The organism is Kitasatospora sp. NPDC085895 (assembly GCF_040702125.1).
Classification (GTDB): Bacteria; Actinomycetota; Actinomycetes; order Streptomycetales; family Streptomycetaceae; genus Kitasatospora; species Kitasatospora arboriphila.
On record NZ_JBFBJY010000040.1, the window covers coordinates 37,590 to 50,781 of the forward strand.

10 protein-coding genes and 2 pseudogenes are annotated in these 13,192 nt (G+C 73.1%); 8 read left to right on the forward strand and 4 right to left on the reverse strand.

Annotation, left to right across the window (positions count from 1 at the left end):
• Positions 1-116: 116 nt before the first annotated feature.
• From AB0442_RS23775 to AB0442_RS23795, 5 genes and pseudogenes are all read left to right on the forward strand, one after another.
• Entirely contained in the window at positions 117-3,566 is a 3,450-nt protein-coding gene (locus AB0442_RS23775; protein WP_366165153.1) for a discoidin domain-containing protein, read from the forward strand.
• Positions 3,567-3,706: 140 nt separating this feature from the next.
• Positions 3,707-4,177: pseudogene (locus AB0442_RS23780) on the forward strand (discoidin domain-containing protein); the annotation flags it as partial.
• 48 nt (positions 4,178-4,225) lie between these two features.
• Positions 4,226-5,098 (forward strand): annotated as a pseudogene (locus AB0442_RS23785) (DUF1996 domain-containing protein); the annotation flags it as partial.
• A 155-nt stretch (positions 5,099-5,253) separates the two neighbouring features.
• Positions 5,254-6,312 (forward strand): LacI family DNA-binding transcriptional regulator, encoded by a 1,059-nt coding sequence (locus AB0442_RS23790; protein ID WP_366165155.1) that lies wholly within the window; start codon positions 5,254-5,256, stop codon positions 6,310-6,312.
• A 109-nt stretch (positions 6,313-6,421) separates the two neighbouring features.
• Positions 6,422-7,585: a CapA family protein gene (locus tag AB0442_RS23795; protein WP_366165157.1), complete on the forward strand. Its 1,164-nt coding sequence runs from the start codon at positions 6,422-6,424 to the stop codon at positions 7,583-7,585.
• 219 nt (positions 7,586-7,804) lie between these two features.
• On the opposite strand, the gene AB0442_RS23800 is transcribed toward AB0442_RS23795, so the two are convergent.
• The gene (locus AB0442_RS23800) at positions 7,805-8,212 is read right to left on the reverse strand and encodes a hypothetical protein (protein WP_366165158.1); all 408 of its coding nucleotides are present in this window, start codon (positions 8,210-8,212) and stop codon (positions 7,805-7,807) included.
• 108 nt (positions 8,213-8,320) lie between these two features.
• Positions 8,321-8,695: an RNA-binding S4 domain-containing protein gene (locus AB0442_RS23805; RefSeq protein ID WP_366165160.1), complete on the reverse strand. Its 375-nt coding sequence runs from the start codon at positions 8,693-8,695 to the stop codon at positions 8,321-8,323.
• Positions 8,696-8,861: 166 nt separating this feature from the next.
• Here AB0442_RS23805 and AB0442_RS23810 point away from each other — a divergent pair, with 166 nt between their 5' ends.
• Together AB0442_RS23810 and AB0442_RS23815 are read left to right on the forward strand one after the other, a co-directional pair.
• Positions 8,862-9,170 (forward strand): DUF6087 family protein, encoded by a 309-nt coding sequence (locus AB0442_RS23810; protein WP_366165162.1) that lies wholly within the window; start codon positions 8,862-8,864, stop codon positions 9,168-9,170.
• Between the two features lie 93 nt (positions 9,171-9,263).
• Positions 9,264-9,701 (forward strand): hypothetical protein, encoded by a 438-nt coding sequence (locus AB0442_RS23815; protein WP_366165164.1) that lies wholly within the window; start codon positions 9,264-9,266, stop codon positions 9,699-9,701.
• Between the two features lie 51 nt (positions 9,702-9,752).
• Here the strand turns inward: AB0442_RS23815 and AB0442_RS23820 are convergent, their stop codons facing one another.
• The gene (locus AB0442_RS23820; RefSeq protein ID WP_366165166.1) at positions 9,753-10,178 is read right to left on the reverse strand and encodes a YchJ family protein; all 426 of its coding nucleotides are present in this window, start codon (positions 10,176-10,178) and stop codon (positions 9,753-9,755) included.
• Positions 10,179-10,291: 113 nt separating this feature from the next.
• Between AB0442_RS23820 and AB0442_RS23825 the strand changes: the two genes are divergently transcribed.
• Entirely contained in the window at positions 10,292-10,876 is a 585-nt protein-coding gene (locus tag AB0442_RS23825; protein ID WP_366165168.1) for a hypothetical protein, read from the forward strand.
• 82 nt (positions 10,877-10,958) lie between these two features.
• Here the strand turns inward: AB0442_RS23825 and AB0442_RS23830 are convergent, their stop codons facing one another.
• Positions 10,959-13,175, reverse strand: a complete 2,217-nt coding sequence (locus AB0442_RS23830) for an RICIN domain-containing protein (RefSeq protein WP_366165170.1) — start codon at positions 13,173-13,175, stop codon at positions 10,959-10,961.
• Positions 13,176-13,192: the final 17 nt, after the last annotated feature.

Genomic DNA, 13,192 nt, shown 5'->3' on the forward strand with positions numbered 1-13,192 from the left:
GGGCTTGACATGACGGAAACATCGCGGCAACCATTCCCATGACTGCGAGAGCGCTCTCCCATGAATCGGCCGATGCATGCCGTCCTCCCCCACCCGTCTCGTCAGGAGAGTTCCCCATGCTCGCTCCACCCGCCCGTGCGGCGGCCCCCACCCCGCACTCCGCACCGCCCTGGCGGGCCCTGGCCGGGCTCGTCGCCGGCGCCCTGGTCGCCGGACTACTGCTGTTCCTGCCCGCCGGGCGGGCCCAGGCGGCGGCCTCGCTGCTCTCCCAGGGCCGCCCGGTCACCGCCTCCAGCGAGGAGAACTACGGCACCGCGGCCGCCAACGCGGTGGACGGCAACACCGGCACCCGCTGGTCCTCCGCCAACACCGACCCGCAGTGGATCCAGGTCGACCTGGGCGCCGTCGCCACCGTCAGCCAGGTCGTCCTCACCTGGGAGGCCGCGTACGGCAAGGCGTACCGGATCCAGCTCTCCGCGGACGGCACCGGCTGGACGGACGCCTACTCCACCACCGCCGGCGCGGGCGGCACGGAGACGCTGAACGTCTCCGGCAGCGGCCGCTACGTGCGGATGTACGGCACCCGGCGCGGCACCGGATACGGCTACTCCCTCTGGGAGTTCCAGGTCTTCGGCACCCTCGGCGGCGGCACCCCCACCGGCAGCTGCGGCACCGCGAACGCCGCCCAGGGCCGCCCGGTCACCGCCTCCAGCGAGGAGAACTACGGCACCGCGGCCGCCAACGCGGTGGACGGCAACACCGGCACCCGCTGGTCCTCCGCCAACACCGACCCGCAGTGGATCCAGGTCGACCTCGGCTCGGCGCAGAGCGTCTGCCAGGTCGTCCTCACCTGGGAGGCCGCGTACGGCAAGGCGTACCGGATCCAGCTCTCCGCGGACGGCACCGGCTGGACGGACGCCTACTCCACCACCGCCGGCGCGGGCGGCACGGAGACGCTGAACGTCTCCGGCAGCGGCCGCTACGTGCGGATGTACGGCACCCAGCGCGGCACCGGATACGGCTACTCCCTCTGGGAGTTCCAGGTCCGCACCGGCGGCGGCAGCACCCCGCCGACCGAGCCGCCCACCACTCCGCCCGGCAACTGGACCACCGTCTTCAACGAGGACTTCAACGGCGGCGCCGGCACCGCGCCCAACGGCAACGACTGGATCACCGACACCGGCACCGCGTACCCCGGCGGCCCGGCCAACTGGGGCACCGGCGAGGTGCAGACGGCCACCGGCGCCCCGGCCAACGTGGGTCTCAACGGCAGCGGTGCGCTCGACCTGACCGCCCTGAAGAACGGTTCGGCCTGGACGTCCGGCCGGGTCGAGTCCAAGCGCACCGACTTCGCCGCCCCGGCCGGCGGCCGGCTGCAGATCTCCGCCACCGTCAAGCAGCCGGACGTGGTCAACGGCCTCGGCTACTGGCCGTCGTTCCGGGCGATGGGCGCCGCCAACCGCGGCAACTCCACCGTCTGGCCCGGCGCGGGCGAGAGCGACATCCTGGAGAACGTCAACGGCCGCAGCCAGCTCTCCACCACCCTGCACTGCGGCACCGCCCCCGGCGGCAACTGCAACGAGTACAACGGCATGACCAGCGGCCTGGCCTCCTGCACCGGCTGTCAGACCGGCTACCACACCTACTCCCAGATCATCGACCGCACCGCCTCGGACGAGCAGATCCGCTGGTACCTCGACGGACGCCAGGTCTGGCAGGTCAACGAGTCGCAGGTCGGCGTCGCCACCTGGGACGCGGCCGTGCACCACGGCTTCTACCTGGTGTTCAACCTCGGCATCGGCGGCGGCTTCCCCGACGCGGTCTGCAACTGCACCACCCCGACCGACGCCACCAGCTCCGGCGGCACCCTGAGCATCGACAAGGTCACCGTCCAGGTCGCCACCGGCACCGCCCCGGCCCCGCTCACCGACCCGGCCGTGCCCACCGCGCCGTCCACCGTCAAGGTGACCGGCTCGCAGGGCAACTGGCAGCTGCAGGTGGACGGCCGGCCGTACCAGCTCAGGGGCATCACCTGGGGCCCGGCCAACTCCACCGCCGAGGCGCACATCCGCGAGCTCAAGGCGATGGGCGTCAACACCCTGCGCACCTGGGGCACCGACGCCGGCAGCAAGCCGCTGCTCGACACCGCCGCCGCGCACGGCCTCAAGGTGGTCAACGGCTTCTGGCTGAACCAGGGCGCCGACTACGTCAACGACACCGCCTACATGGACTCCACGCTCGACCAGATCAAGCAGTGGGTGACCACCTACAGGAACCACCCCGGCGTGCTGCTCTGGGACGTCGGCAACGAGGTCATCCTCACCACCCAGGACCACGCCTACAACGGCACCACCGTCGAGCAGCAGCGCGTCGCCTACGCCAAGTACGTCGAGCGGGTCACCCGGGCGATCCACGCCATCGACCCCGACCACCCCGTGACCTCCACCGACGCGTACACCGCCGCGTGGAAGTACTACAAGGACTACACGCCCAGCCTCGACCTGCTCGCGGTGAACTCCTACGGCGCGGTCTGCAACGTCAAGAACGACTGGACCAGCGGCGGTTACACCAAGCCGTACATCATCACCGAGTCCGGCGAGGACGGCGAGTGGGAGGTGCCCGACGACGCCAACGGCGTGCCGCTGGAGCCCACCGACGTCAAGAAGCGCGACGCCTACCTCTCCAACTGGGGCTGCATCACCGGCCACACCGGCGTCTCGCTCGGTGCGACGGTCTTCCACTACGGCACCGAGAACGACTTCGGCGGCGTCTGGTACAACACCGTGCCCGCCGGCTGGCGGCGGCTCGCCTTCTACTCGGTCGCCAAGGACTACGGCGGGAACGCCGGCGGCAACACCCCGCCGGTCATCTCGGACCTGTCGCTGAGCAACACCGCGACCGTCCCGGCCGGCGGCACCTTCGACATCACCGCCGCCACCACCGACCCCGACGGCGACCTGATCCGCTACAACCTCTACTACTGCGCCAAGTACGCGGGCGGCGGCACCGGCTTCAGCCAGGTCGCCTTCACCCAGACCGGCGACGGCCGCTTCACCGCGGTCGCCCCGAAGAGCCTCGGCGTCTACAAGGTCTACGTCTACGCCCACGACGGCCACGGCAACGTCGGCATCGAGACCAAGTCCTTCCGGGTGGTCGCGTCCACCCCGAGCGGCACGAACATCGCGCTCGGCCGGCCCGCCACCGCCTCCACCTTCCAGGCCCAGGGCAACGGCGCGCCGTACCCGGCGTCCAACGCCACCGACGGCAACTGGAACACCCGCTGGGCCAGCGAGTGGGCCGACCCGCAGTGGATCCAGGTCGACCTGGGCGCGGTGAAGTCCTTCAAGCACGTCCAGCTGGGCTGGGAGGGCGCCTACGGCAAGGCCTTCCAGATCCAGACCTCGACCGACGGCGCCAACTGGACGACCGCCTGGTCGACGACGAGCGGCACCGGCGGCGTCGACGACGTCGACGTGAACGGCAGCGGCCGCTACGTGCGGGTGAACATCACCCAGCGCGGCACCGCCTACGGCGACTCGCTGTACGAGTTCGGCGTCTACGCCTGACCCGGAGCCCCGGCCCGGGCTCCCGGGCCGGGGCTCCGCGACCCGGACACCCGTGTCCGGTCCCGGACTCCCGGGACGCGCCACGCCCCACCGGACGCGTCCCGGGGCAACCCCCACCCATCGTCACGAATGGAGGTCCGATGCGACCCCGTTTCCTGTCCCGGGGCAGGCCGCGCCGGACGGCGCTCGCCGTCGCGTTCGCCGCGGTGCTCGCCCTCGCGGGCATCGGCGGCACCGCCCGCCAGGCCGTCGCCGCCGACGGACTGATCTCGCAGTCCAAGCCGGTCACCGCCTCGTCCATCGAGAGCCTGAACTTCCCGGCCGGAGCCGTCGTCGACGGCGACCCGACCAGCCGGTGGGCCTCGAACTGGAGCGACCCGCAGTGGATCCAGATCGACCTCGGCGGTCCGGCGACGGTCAGCAAGGTCGAACTCAGCTGGGAGGCGGCGTACGCCACCGCCTACCAGCTGCAGACCTCGTCCGACGCCGCCACCTGGTCGACGATCTACTCGACCACCACCTCGGCCGGCGGCGTGCAGTCGCTGAACGTCAACGGCACCGGCCGGTACGTCCGGCTCAACGCCACCCAGCGGGCCACCCAGTACGGCTACTCGCTGTACGAGTTCAAGGTGTACGGCACCGTCACCACCCCGCAGACCGGCTACGTCCTCGCGAACCCGCAGGTGACCGGGGTGACGCCGTCCACGGCCAACCCGCCGCACACCTACTTCCACGAGTTCCAGGCGAACTGCTCGCCGACGCACAACCTGCCGGACGACCCGATCGTCTTCCCCGGGCTGGCCGGCGCCTCGCACATGCACACCTTCATGGGCAACACCACCACCACGGCGACCTCCACCCCGGCCTCGCTGGCGGCGGGCGGCACCACCTGCCTCGCCCCCGGTGACAAGTCCGCCTACTGGATGCCGACCATGTACAACGGCGCCACGGAGGTCGACCCGGTCGGCCTGCAGACCATCTACTACAAGACGGGGGTGACCGACTACACCTCGGTGCGGCCGTTCCCGCCGGGTCTGCGGTTCGTCGTGGGCAGCCCGTCCGCGACCCGGACGGAGTTCGCCACCAACCCGGGCTACGTGGCCGGCTGGGAGTGCGGCGACAGCTACCACAACACCGACCTGCCGACCTCCTGCCCCGGCGGCGGCGCGGTCAACCTGCGTTACCAGGCCCCCAGTTGCTGGAACGGCCTGTACCTGGACACCCCCGACCACAAGAGCCACATGGCCTACCCGGTCAACGGCGTCTGCCCCTCCACCCACCCGGTGGCGCTCCCGATGATCGAGTTCAAGATGGCGTGGCCGGTGCCCTCCGGCGACCTCTCGCAGCTGCGGCTGGCGAGCGGCCGGGGGTACTCCTTCCACTACGACTTCTTCAACGCGTGGGACGCGCCCACCCTGGCGGCGCTGGTGGACCACTGCATCATCGGTGGCCTCCAGTGCAACGCCCGCGGATACGACGAGACCCAGCCCGGGCGCGGTGCTGCGCTGAACGAGCAGTACCGGCTGCCCTGACGCCCGTCGGCCGACCGTTGCTCCCGTTCTCCCCGCTCCCCGGGGAGGACGGGGGCGCACGGCGTGCGGCGGGCCCGGCCCCGGTCGGGCAACAGCGCTGGTGAAGGCCCGGGAACAAGCGGATAGAGCGCTCTCCCGCATGCTATAAAAGGCTCATGAGCGAAGCCCTCCGCCCGGCCGCCCAGCGCTCCGCGACCCTGGAGGACGTGGCCCGGGTCGCCGGCGTCTCCCGCGCGACCGTCTCCCGCGTGATCAACGGCATCCGCAACGTCGACCCGGCCATCCAGGAGAGCGTGCGCCGGGCCGTCGCCTCCACCGGGTACGTGCCCAACGGCGCCGCCCGCTCACTGGTCACCCGCCGGGCCGGCGCCCTCGCCCTGGTCGTCTCCGGCAGCGGCACCGACGGGCGGGACGAGGAGGCCGGCCGGACACAGGTCTTCACCGACCCCTTCTTCGGCCGGGTGGTCAGCGGCGTCTTCACCGGTCTGCGCCCGCACGGCGTCCACCCGGTGCTGATGCTCGCGGACGCCCCGGAGGCCCGCGAGCAGGCGCTCTCCTACCTCAAGCAGGGCAACGCCGACGGCGCCATGGTGGTCTCCACGCACGCCGACGACCCGATGCCCGGCCTGCTGCTGGCCGCCGGCGTGCCCACCGTGCTCTTCGGCCGCCCGGCCGCCCCCCTGCCGGTCAGCTGCGTCGACCTGGCCAACCGGGACGGCGCCCGGCTCGCGGCCGACCACCTGCACGCCCGCGGCCGCCGACGGGTGGTGACCATTGCCGGGCCGTCCGCGGTGCGCGCCGCCCGCGACCGGCTGGAGGGCTTCCACGAGGCGATGGCCCGCCACGGCATGCCGTACCTGCCGCACGCCGAGGCGGACTTCACCCAGGCCGGCGGTGAGCGGGCGATGGCCCGGCTGCTCGTCGAACACCCGGACCTCGACGGGGTGTTCGCCGCCAACGACCTGATGGCGCAGGGGGCCGTCGCGGTGCTGCGCGGCCACGGCCTGCGGGTGCCGGAGGACGTCGCGGTGGTCGGCTTCGACGACAGCAGCGCGGCCACCGCCGGCCGGCCGCCGCTCACCACCGTCCGGCAGCCGGTGGAGGAGATGGCGGCCGAGATGGCCCGCATCCTGCTGGACGTGCTGGCCCGCCCCGGCCGCGGCGCCACCTCGGTGATCTTCGAGCCGGAGCTGGTCGTCCGCCGGTCCTCCTGATCCGCTGTCAGGCTCATGCGGAATCAAGTCCTCCACCTGTGTGTGCGAGTCATGGGGATCGCGCGGATGGATGTGCGGATCTTGTCGTAGAGTTGGCGCGTACAGTTCGATGACCGGGGGGATTGTCGTGCGCCGTGCCGCGCCTGCTGCTGCGCTCGTGCTGGGCCTGGCCTGCCTGACGTCCTGCGGCAGCCACCCCGGCCCGGCCGCCGACCGTGCCACTGCCGCCACCACCGCCGCCGCGCCCGCAGGTTCGGGCTCCGCCGACCCGGCCGCCCCCTCCGGCTCCGCCGCGGCCGGCGGCACCCCGGCGGCCGCCGCGGGCGGCACCATCACCGTCGCCTTCGCCGGCGACGTCCACTTCGAGGGCCGGACGGCGTCCCGCCTCGCCGGTGGCCCCGACACCGCACTCGGCCCGATCTCCCGCACGCTAGCCGCCGCCGACCTCGCGGTGCTCAACCTGGAGACGGCGATCACCGGCCGCGGCGCGCCCGAGCCGAAGACCTACACCTTCCGCACCAGCCCCAAGGCGCTGCAGACGCTGCGCGACGCGGGCGTGGACGTGGTCTCGCTGGCCAACAACCACGCCGTGGACTTCGGCGCCGCCGGCCTCGCCGACACGCTCGCCGCCAAGGCCTCCTCGCCGATCCCGGTCGTCGGCTTCGGCCGCGACGCCGAGGAGGCGTACGCCCCGTACGTGACGACGGTCAAGGGCGTGAAGGTCGCGGTGCTCGCCGCCAGCCAGGTCCAGGACCTCACCAACCAGAAGTGGCGGGCCGGTTCGTCCAAGCCCGGGATCGCCTCCGCCCTCGACCCGGCCGCGCTCCTGCGGGCCGTCACCGAGGCCAGGCGCCAGGCCCCGGTCGTGCTGGTCTACCTGCACTGGGGCGAGGAGGGCCACACCTGCCCGACCGGCGCCCAGACCGACCTCGCCCGCAAGCTCTCCGCGGCGGGCGCCACCGCGGTGGTCGGCACCCACGCGCACACCATGCTGGGCTCCGGCATGCTCGGCGACACCTACGTGGCGTACGGCTTCGGCAACTTCCTCTGGTACGGCACCTCGAACTACACCGACTCCGACGAGACCGGTGTCACCACGCTGACCCTGAGCGGGGACGGCCGCACCGTCGGCGAGCGGTTCACCCCCGCGCACATCGACAGGCGCGGCGTCCCGGTGCCGCAGTCCGGTGCCGCCGCGACCGCCGCCCAGCACCGCCGCGACCGGCTGCGCACCTGCACCGGCCTCGCCCCGGCGCCCGCGGCCCGCGACTGAACCCGCGGCCCCGCTCCGGCCGAGGCCGGACCCACGATCGGCCGTGCCCACGCACCGGCACGGCCGCGGACCCGCTGGGACACGGCGTGAGCAGCCCTGAACGCTCACGCCGCCCAGCGGCCCGCACCCTCGGGGCCGGCCTTCACGGGGCCCGGAGTGCGGGGGCGGGAGGTCCCCCACCCGCACCCGCCCCGAGCCGACCCTCCGAGCGCTTCGGCATCAACTCCGGGGCCCGGCCGCGGTCAGCGGTTCCCCGTGCGGGGCCTGGGCGTAGGCCCGTTCGTGCCACCAGGAGGTGTCGACCTCGACCTCCTCCCACTCCGCGGTGCGGCGCAGGATGTGGGCGGTGATCCGCTCCGGCAGCCGGACGGCGTGCTCCCGCACGTAGTGGGCGAGGCCGGAGGGCCAGAGGTACTCGCCGTCGGTGAACTCGGCCGAGCCGTTGACCTCGCCGCAGATGCGGCATCTCGAGACGCCGAGGAACTGGCGGGCGACGTGGCCGTGTTCCAGGTAGTCGGCGACCTCGGAGCGTTCCCACATCTCCCACTCCGGGTCCACCAGGGCCGCGGGGTCGGGCAGGTCCGGGCTCTCGGGGGAGCACCAGTATCCGAACAGCGTCAGCCTCACGGCGCGCCCCTCCCTCCCGGCGCCGGCCACGCTCCTGACGCCCGCTCACATTCGGCGATGTGATCCGAAGCCTGAGGCAGGTGCCGGGTGCACGTCAACGGCTGGGCGTCAGGAGCCGCGCAGGCGCTCGATCTCCCGGCGGTCGCGCTTGGTCGGGCGGCCGGTGCCGCGGTCCCGCAGCGCCGTCGGGGCGGCGAACTCGCGCGGCGGCGGGGGAGGGGAGTGGTCGACGTAGCACTGCGCCGCGATCTCGGCGCCGACCCGCTTGCGGATCAGCCTGGAGACCACGACGACCCGCTCGCGGCCGTCGTACCGCAGCCGGACCTCGTCCCCCGGCTTCACGGTCTGCGCGGGCTTGGCCCGCTCCTCGTTCACCCGCACGTGCCCGGCCCGGCAGGCCGCCGAGGCCATCGAGCGCGTCTTCAGCAGCCGGACCGACCAGATCCAGCTGTCCACCCGTACCGGGCCCTCGTCCTCCGCCATGCCACGAGCCTAGACGCCCGCCCGCCCCGCACCGAAACGCCGGCGCCGCGGACGGCCCTCCCGTCGCCCGCCGTTGCACAACGTGCCCGGTCAGGCACGGCGGGTTAGCCTGACGGGAGGACCGCCGCACCGGCGGCCCAACCGCCGAAAGGACGCCCCGGTGTTCGTGCCCGACGAGAGAGAGCCCCTGTCCGACAGCTGCGCCCGCCCCGCCGACCTGCGGCATCCGGTCGGCACCCGGGACGCGTTCCTGATCGGCGAACCGTCGGACGGCGCCGGCCACCCGCACCACCGGGACGCACCCCGTCTGGTCGTCGAGTGGGACGGCCGCGCCTGGCAGCCCGTGGCGATCGCCGACAGCTGGGCCGCCGCCCACCAGATGATCGTCGGCGACGGTCGGCCCCCCGTCTTCCCGCAGGCCTCGGGCCGGCTGCCGGTGTTCCGGCCCGGTCCGAGCGGCCGCCGTGCGGACTGAGCCGCCCGGCCGCTACGCACAACGGGTGGTCGTCGGGGCGTGCAACGGCCCCGCCGTACGTGCCCGTACCGCACGGAGGTGAGCATGTCCGCTATGAGCCCTGACCGCGCACCGGGCCCGGCCCGGACCCCGTACGAGATCGCCAACGCCGTGGGCGAGGAGGTCCGTGTCCTCAACCACCGGACGGCCCCGGGGGTCGGCGCCTTCCCCGACCCCGCCAGCGTGCACGACGTGGTGACGGCGCTGCACGCGATCCTGTTCCACCTGCCGCAGGCGCTGGCGCAGGCCGCCGCCGGGCTCGCCGCGATCCCGGCGGGGCAGATCAAGGTGGCGCTGCCGGACGGCGACGGGGACACCCCGGCAGCCCGGCAGGCCCGGGTCTCCGAGGAGCTGGAGCGGGCCGCCGAGACGCTGGAGATCGCCCGGGCGCACGTGGCGGCCGCCTCGGCCTTCACCAGCGGCCTGGACCGCACCGTCCTGATCGTGGACGACGACCCGCTGGACGACCTGGTCGCCGCCTTCCACGACTGATCCCGCCCGTCCGGGACGGGGCGGCGCCGCTCGGTCCTCCGGCAGCGCCGCTCAGTCCTCCGGCAGCGCCGCCACGTACACCCAGGCGCCGTCCAGCCGGACGAAGGTGCTGTGCTCCTCCATGGCCCCCGGCTCGTCGCCGTCCGTGAAGTGCGCCCGGAACCGCACCGTCCCGGTGGTGTGGAACGGCCCGCCCTCGGTCGTCGCCAGCACCTCCAGCCCCGTCCACCGCAGCCCCGGGTCGAAGCCGATCCGGGGCGGCCTGGTGTCCGGGTGCCAGCTGCGCAGCAGGTAGGGCCCGTCCTGGACGGCGAAGGCGCTGTAGCGCGAGCGCATCAGCTGCTCCGCGGTGCCCGCCGCCGCCTCGCCGCGGTGCAGCCGCCCGCAGCAGCCGCCGTAGGGCCCGCCCAGGCCGCACGGGCAGGGGGCGGCGGGGGAGAATCGGGGGTGGCGGCGGCGCTTCGACATGCGTCCCATTCTGCCGGTCGCGCCGCCCGCCCCCGGAACTCGGGGCCGGGTGCTGCAACTGCCCGGCCGCGGTCCACGTCTCTTCGGGTGAGGGATCCAGGCGCGGCCCGAGGAGGCGCATCATGCGACGGTGGATCACGATCCCGATGGCACTCGTTCTCGCCGGCGCCGGTGCCGTGGTGGTACCGGCCGCGGCATCCGCGACGACACCCACGGCGACGGTGACGACCTGCCCGACCGGCTGGGGCAGCCTGCCGAAGGCCGCGAACCCCGCCACCGGGCAGCACCCGCTGACCGACATCCGCACCGGCCAGCATCCGTGCTGGGACCGCATGGTGCTCGACATCCCCGGCACGACGCCGGCCGGCCACGTCGGCTACCGCGTCCAGTACGTGCCGTCGCTGATCCAGGACGGCTCGGGCCGGACGATCCCGGTGAACGGCGGCGCGATCCTGGAGATCGTGGTCGTGGCGCCGTCCTACGACCCGTCGACCGGTGCGCCGGTGTACCCGGCGAAGGCCGGCCAGTCGCTGCCCGGCGTCAACCTCACCGGCTACCGCACCTTCAAGGACGCCAAGTTCGGCGGCAGCTTCGAGGGCCAGAGCCAGGTCGGCCTCGGCGTGCGGGCCCGGCTGCCCTTCCGGGTCTTCCAGTTGGACAACCGGCTGGTGGTCGACGTGGCGCACAGCTGGAACGCCACCTTCTGAGCCGTACGGGCACGGCACGGATGAACACAGGGCTCCCCGGCCGGGTGCGGACCCGGCCGGGGAGCGTTCGTGCGGTCGATGCCTACGGGAAGGCGACCAGGTTCGCCACGTTGGACGAGGAGTTGGACGGACCCCCGGTCGAGTCGATCACGTGGTTGATGGTGCCGGTGCCGCCCAGCGACACGGTCACCATGTCGTGGAAGCGCACCCCGGAGCGGTTCGGCGCCTCGAAGGCGCGCTCGGCCACCACGGAGGGGTCGGCGCTGAAGTAGCAGTAGCTGCCCAGCCCCCACGCCTCGTGGCTGGTCACCGAGTCGGCGACCTTGTACGCGGCGTAGCCGCGGGTCGAACCGTTCGTCCAGGCCGACTGGTTCGGCGGGTCGTACGGCATCTCGTTCTGGAAGAAGTACGTCCGGCCGCCGTTGCCGTTCCAGACCACCTGGGTCTGTTGGTAGTGCTCGACGAACAGGCCGTACACGGTGACGTTCGCACCGTTGACGGTCAGGCCGTTGGCGGCGGTGTTGCTCGTCCAGCCGACGCCGCTGCCGTGGTCGGCGCGCCAGATCCACATGTGGTCGCCGATGACGTTGTTGCTGTTCACCACCAGCGACTGGGTGGCCCGGCCGACGCCCGCGCCGCCGACCCGGAAGAACACGTCGTGCAGCGAGGTCGGGTCCGCCGAGTGGTCGGCGGCGGATCCGGCCGGGCCGACCCGCATCAGCACCGCCGAGTCGGTGGTGCCGGCGTCGATCAGCAGGCCGGCCACCTTCACCCCGTCCACGTCGGCGACGGTCATCGCGGTGACCCCGTTGTCCGGGACGAGGGTGGCCAGGCCCAGGCCCAGCACCACGGTGTCCGCCCGGGTCACGTCGATCGCCCGGTCGAGGTGGTACACGCCCGGCGTGAACAGCAGGTTCTTGCCCTGGCCGAGCGCGGCGTTGACGTCGGCGGCCGTCGCCCCCGGCTTGACGATGTAGAACCGGTCGATCGGCAGCGAGCCGCCCTGCTGCGCCCCGCCGGCCCAGGTGGTGCCGCTGCTGTTGCTGCGCAGCGCCGGGACGAACACCTTGTAGGCGCCGGCCGCGTCCACGTAGAGGAACGGCTTCTCGCGGACCACCGGGGTCTGGCCGACGGTGGTGTAGGGCGGGTTGGGGAAGGAGTTCGCCGGGGCGTTGACGTCGCCGACGAAGACCATGTTCCAGTTGGAGCCCGTCCAGCTGCCCCACTGGGCGTTCCGGGAGAGCCACTGCTGCTGGGAGCCGGAGCGCACCTGCCCGTCGATCTTCGAGTCGGCGATGAAGCCGCCGCTCGACCAGCCGCCGTCGTCCAGCTGCAGGTTGCCGCGGACGTGCATCCGGCGGTACGGCGCGGCCTGCGAGACGGCCCAGCGGTCGGTGCCGCCGGTCGGGTTGACCGACAGGTTCTCGGCGGAGCGCCAGAAGTTCTGGGTGGCGTTGCCCTGGAACCAGTCGGCCTCGGCGTGCACCGCACCGTTGACGGTCACGTCGTCGGGGGAGAGGCCGAGTCCGGCGACCTGGGTGTAGAAGCCGACGTCGGCGTCGACGTCGTAGCTGCCGGGCTTGAACAGCAGGGCCTGGCGCTGGGCGCCGAACTGGTTGGACTCCTGCTGCGAGAAGACGGAGTTCAGCTTGGCCTGGATCGTCGAGGCGGGCATCGACGGGTCGAAGACCGCCACGTTGGGCCCGAAGTCCGGCGTGCCGGGCGGGTTCTGGCTGCCGCTGCCGAAGAAGAAGGACTGCGCGGCGGTGCCGTTGCAGGTCCACTGCTGGAGCTGGACGGCGTCCGCGGTGGAGGCGCTCGGCACGTCCAGGCACTTGCCGCTGTTGCGGTTGACGAAGTGGTAGCCGCCGCCGGCCTCGGCGACCGGCTGCCACTGCTGGTTGGGGCCGCCGCCGTACGCCCAGAGCTGGATCTTCGCGCCGTCCGCGGTGGAGACGTCGGTGACGTCGAGGACCTTGCTGGTGTCGTTCCGGGCGTTGATCCGGACGTAGCCGCCGCCGGCGTCCTGGAACTGCCACTGCTGGGCGCCGGTGCCGTTGCAGACGTACTGCTGCACGGCGGTGCCGTCGGCGGTCGCGGCGGCCGCGGCGTCCACGCACTTGCCGCTGTGCCGGGCGACGAGGGCGGTGGCGCCGCTGGGCAGGCCGGCGGCCTGTGCGGCCTGGCCCTGGACGAGTATCACCGCGGTGGACGCCGAGGCGATCAGGCCGACGGCGGTGACCAGCGGCAGGGCCCGGCGCCGGGCGTGCGCCCGCCGGTGCACGGGTGGGACTGGCATGGGGTTCGCTCCTGTTC

Coding starts and splice junctions, on each gene's coding strand:
- AB0442_RS23775 (WP_366165153.1), top strand. CDS start 117: ATGCTCGCTCCACCCGCCCGTGCGGCGGCCCCCACCCCGCACTCCGCA.
- AB0442_RS23790 (WP_366165155.1), top strand. CDS start 5,254: ATGAGCGAAGCCCTCCGCCCGGCCGCCCAGCGCTCCGCGACCCTGGAG.
- AB0442_RS23795 (WP_366165157.1), top strand. CDS start 6,422: ATGACCGGGGGGATTGTCGTGCGCCGTGCCGCGCCTGCTGCTGCGCTC.
- AB0442_RS23805 (WP_366165160.1), bottom strand. CDS start 8,695: ATGGCGGAGGACGAGGGCCCGGTACGGGTGGACAGCTGGATCTGGTCG.
- AB0442_RS23815 (WP_366165164.1), top strand. CDS start 9,264: ATGAGCCCTGACCGCGCACCGGGCCCGGCCCGGACCCCGTACGAGATC.
- AB0442_RS23820 (WP_366165166.1), bottom strand. CDS start 10,178: ATGGGACGCATGTCGAAGCGCCGCCGCCACCCCCGATTCTCCCCCGCC.
- AB0442_RS23825 (WP_366165168.1), top strand. CDS start 10,292: ATGCGACGGTGGATCACGATCCCGATGGCACTCGTTCTCGCCGGCGCC.
- AB0442_RS23830 (WP_366165170.1), bottom strand. CDS start 13,175: ATGCCAGTCCCACCCGTGCACCGGCGGGCGCACGCCCGGCGCCGGGCC.